At 65.0% G+C, this 4,173-nt stretch carries 4 protein-coding genes; 1 reads left to right on the top strand and 3 read right to left on the bottom strand.

The features are described 5' to 3' along the window. A partial coding sequence (locus tag ACT6Y9_RS09090; RefSeq protein WP_443744296.1) for a LysR family transcriptional regulator occupies positions 1–992 on the bottom strand: 992 nt, incomplete at its 3' end. A gap of 164 nt (positions 993–1,156) precedes the next feature. On the opposite strand from ACT6Y9_RS09090, the gene ACT6Y9_RS09085 reads away from it, so the two are divergent. Beyond that, a complete protein-coding gene (locus ACT6Y9_RS09085) occupies positions 1,157–2,974 on the top strand; it encodes an aryl-sulfate sulfotransferase (RefSeq protein ID WP_295477905.1) in 1,818 nt (605 codons plus the stop codon). 163 nt (positions 2,975–3,137) lie between these two features. Here ACT6Y9_RS09085 and ACT6Y9_RS09080 read toward each other — a convergent pair whose 3' ends face one another. Further along, positions 3,138–3,272, bottom strand: a complete 135-nt coding sequence (locus tag ACT6Y9_RS09080) for a hypothetical protein (RefSeq protein WP_443744295.1) — start codon at positions 3,270–3,272, stop codon at positions 3,138–3,140. 40 nt (positions 3,273–3,312) lie between these two features. Then, entirely contained in the window at positions 3,313–4,167 is an 855-nt protein-coding gene (locus ACT6Y9_RS09075; RefSeq protein ID WP_443744294.1) for a LysR family transcriptional regulator, read from the bottom strand. Positions 4,168–4,173: the final 6 nt, after the last annotated feature.

Genomic DNA, 4,173 nt, shown 5'->3' with positions numbered 1-4,173 from the left:
CAGGAATCCGCCTGATCGACGCAGCCGCCCACCCTGGCGGTCGAGAGCTTCATGAGGCCGCGCAGCCAGACCATCGCCGGATCGCGCTCGAGGCGCTCATGCCAGATGAGGCGCGTCCAGAAGCTCTCCCGGCTGCGACCGTCGTCATGCGGGTGGAGCGGCATCACGGCGACCTTGCCCTCTTCGGCCATCATCCGCGCGGTCTGCAGCGGCAGCACCGCGACGAAGTCCGTTTCCGCGAGGAGCCCCGGCACGGCGAGAAAGAAGGGCACCGTCACCGCCCGCTCGAGGAACGCCTCGCCGAAGACCGTCTTCTCATCGAGCGAATAGATCTCGTAGTGCGTCGCGCCGCGGTTGCTCACCCGGATCTTCCGGCAGCGGCGCACGAGGTTCCAGGGGATTTCGCCCGACGCGCGCCAGGCTTGGGCCGCGGGATGGTCGGGCCGAGTGCAGAGCGCGTAGCCGACCTCGAAGAGCCGCAGCGTGTGCACGCCCTGAGGAACCGCGCGGCTCGAGGGGTAGATCGCACAGTCGATTTCTCCCGAGGCGAGCTTCTCGAAAAGCTCCTCGTTCAACTGCACAAAGTCGATGCCCGCCTTGGGGGCGGCGGCGAAGAAGTCCTTCACGAACCCGCGCAGGACGGCGAAGACGGCGTTGTCGGCGACGGCGATGCGGAAGACTCGGTCGAGCCCTGCGGGGCGGAAGACCTCGGGCTTTTCGAGCGCATGGGCGCCCGTGACGAGCGAACGCACGCCGGGCTCGAGCTCCGCGGCGCGCCGCGTCGGGATGAGGTTGGGCGAGGAGCGCAGGAAGAGCGGGTCGTCGAGCACTTCGCGCAGCTTCCTGAGGATCCGCGAGGCGGTCGAGAGGCTCATGCCTTCCCGCTTCGCGGTTTCCGTGAGGTTCTGCGTCTCCATGAGGCTCAGGAAGAAGAGGAGGTCGCCGAGCGAGAGTTCGGACCAAATCGGCTTTTCGCAAGAGCCTTTCGTCATGTTTCGAAAAATCCTGTTGGGAAGTCGGCATTTCGTGCGCAACGCACTCTACCTAGACTTTTCGCCTAGATCAACGGAAGGAGCTCTGAGAAGCCCGTTCCGGGCCCGTGAACGGCCCGGGGACTCCGCAGAGACGGCAAACACTCGAATCTCAGGAGAAGAAAATGCAGTTCCGGACCACCCTCCTCACCGCCGGCATCCTCGGCGCCCTCGCCCTCTCGTCGGGCGCCTTCGCCATGGGCGGCGCCTCGGGCGCGCACGTCAACTACCCGACCACCGGCAAGATCGGCGCCGTGATGCTCAACCCCTATGGCATCGCGCCGCTCACGGCCGTGATCCGCTCGGGCGGCTACACCGTCACGGACGTCTCCGTGCGCATCGTGCCGAAGGAAGGCGGCCAGGAGATCGAGTACACCGTGAGCGACGCCAAAGTCCGCACGCACGGCGGCATCCCGGTCTTCGGCCTCTATCCGGACTGGCGCAACACCGTTGAAGTGTCGTACACGAAGACGACGGAAGGCAAGAGCGAGCGCGTTGAGAAGGAGGTCTACCGCATCTATGCGGGTCCGGCGAACATCGCCACCGCCGGCTACGCGGGCGTCACTTCCGTCTTCCCGAAGGCCAACGTGAAGAAGATGGATCCGGCCTTCAGCGACCGCCTCTACCTCATCAACAACATGATCGCCGCGACCCCGAACACCACGCGCGCGGTTTGGAACAACCCCATGGGCGGCGCGCTTGAGTGGAACCGCTACCCGCAGAACGCCATCTACGACACGAAGGGCGAGATCCGCTGGTACATGGAACCCTCGCGCATCTACGATCCGGACAACCTCTACAAGGCCGGCATCATGATGGGCTTCCGCCAGAACAAGGACGGCGCCTTCACCTGGGGCTACGGCCAGCGCTACGTGAAGTACGACCTGATGGGCCGCGAGATCTTCAACCGGCGCCTGCCCGACAGCTACGCCGACTACTCGCACGCGATGGACCCGATGCAGAACGGCAACTACCTGCTGCGCGTCGCGTCGGCCGACCACGCCCGTCCGGACGGCAAGCACGTGCGCACGGTGCGCGACGTGATCATCGAAGTGGACCAGAACGGCACGGTTGTCGATGAATGGCGTCTCTGGGACATCCTTGATCCGTACCGCAACAACGTTCTGAAGGCCCTCGACCAGGGCGCCGTCTGCCTCAACATCGACGCCTCGAAGGCGGGTCAGACGATCTCGGCCGAACAGTTGGCCGAGCTCGACAAGACCGACAACTTCGGCGACATCGTCGGCGCGGGCGCGGGCCGCAACTGGGCCCACGTCAATTCGGTCGACTACGACCCGACCGACGACTCGATCATCATCAGCTCGCGCCACCAGTCCGCGCTCATCAAGATCGGCCGCGACCACCAGGTGAAGTGGATCATGGGATCGCCCGACGGCTGGGGCCCGAAGTTCGCCGACAAGGTCCTCAAGCCCGTTGACAAGAACGGCAAGCCCATCAAGTGCGAGAACTCCAAGTGCGAGGGCGACTTCGACTGGACGTGGACGCAGCACACCGGCTGGCGCATCGACTCGAAGTCCAACGCCGACGTCTTCTATCTCTCCGTCTTCGACAACGGCGATGCGCGCGGCATGGAGCAGCCGGCTCTGCCCGAGATGAAGTACTCGCGTGCGGTGATCTTCAAGATCGACCAGAAGAAGATGACCGTCGAGCAGATCTGGGAGTACGGCAAGGACCGCGGCCACGAGTGGTACAGCCCGGTGACGTCGCTTACCGAGTACTACGCGGACAAGGACTCCGTCTTCGCCTACTCGGCGACCGCTGGTGCGAACTACGACCTCAAGACCGGCGCCTTCACGTCAGCTCCGAACCCCTTTATCAACGAATTCAAGTGGGGTGCGAAGGAGCCCTCCGTTGAAATCCAGTTCAAGAGCACCTCAGGCTACCAGGCGATGCCGGTTGACCTCAAAAAGGCCTTCAACTGATATCCGACCACTCCCACTTCGGGCGCGGTGCTCCTCAGTGCGCCGCCCCGTGGAGGGAATCCGCCAAACCACAAACCGCCGCTGCGGCGAAGCTCCTCCCGGAGCCTTCCCGCCGCGGCGTTTTTGTATGACGCGACGCCGTCAGGCGACGGCCGGGCGGCCGTCAGGTCGTGGCGGCACTGCGTGCGGCCTCCTGGGCCGACTTCGGGCGCCCGTCGTAGAGCGCCGCGAAGTGTCTTGAAATCTCCGAGCAGATCCACTGCAGCGGAAAGTCCGCCTGGCTGCGCACGTGCCACATGATCTGGGGATTCCAGTCGCGTATCTCCTCAGGAAGGGTCTCAAAGCTGCAGAGCCGGTGATGCTCGCCGAGCAGTCGGGCGCCCTCGCGCGGCAGGAGCGCGTAGGCGTCCGAATTTTCGAGGAAGTACGGCAGGCACCGACATGAAGTACGGCGTCTCCACGAGGATCGGGTTCGGGTTGGGCACCTTCCACGCGATGTCGATGTTGCGGTTGATGGACCGCCACTTCGGGAGCGAGATCGAGACGAACGGATGGGCGGCAAGCTCCCGTGCGGACACGGGTCCGCCGCAGTCCCGCCGGGTGAGCGGATGACCGGCGCGAACCACCGCGACGTGGCGGCTGCAGAACAATCTGCGCGAACGGATGTTGCCCGGGAGGTCCTGATCAATGTCGAAGCCGAAGACGAGGTCCGAGGAGCCGTCCCAGAGATTCTCGAGCGGCATTCCGGCCGTCGGCCGGATGTGGATCTTGAGCCTCGGGGCCCGCGCATGCAGAAGCGGAATGACGGGGGCGAGGAGCACGCACGCGGCGTTGTCCACCATCTCGAAGGCTACCGTCCGGGCAAGCGACTGCAGGGAAAAGGCGTCCTCGCGGGTGAGCCTCTCCATCGCCTCGGTCGCCTGCTGCACCCGGGGCAGAAGCTCGGCCATACGCTGGGTCGGCACGAGCGAGTTGCCCGAGCGCACGAAGAGGCCGTCTTCGAAAATGCCGCGCAGATGCGCGAGCCTGCGAGACGCCTTGGGCGTGAGCCAGGCGAGCGTCATGGCCGTGCGCGTGAGGGACTGCGTGTCGTTCAGAAGGAGCAGAAGCCGAAGGTCTTCACGCGTGAGGTCGTTGAGGGGAAGCTTGACGCACTCCCCGCCCTGAAGGACGGGGATTCTCCACTTGACCAACGCTCA

Origin of the sequence: Sutterella sp., from assembly GCF_052272535.1 — a bacterium.
In the GTDB taxonomy this organism is placed as follows: Bacteria; Pseudomonadota; Gammaproteobacteria; order Burkholderiales; family Burkholderiaceae_F; genus Sutterella.
The sequence above is the reverse complement of the archived record's forward strand: the minus strand, read 5'-3'. Positions and strand labels throughout refer to the sequence as shown.

Excerpts from the sequence above, each read along its gene's own strand:
- ACT6Y9_RS09085 (WP_295477905.1), top strand. The coding sequence starts at position 1,157 with ATGCAGTTCCGGACCACCCTCCTCACCGCCGGCATCCTCGGCGCCCTC.
- ACT6Y9_RS09080 (WP_443744295.1), bottom strand. The coding sequence starts at position 3,272 with ATGTGGCACGTGCGCAGCCAGGCGGACTTTCCGCTGCAGTGGATCTGC.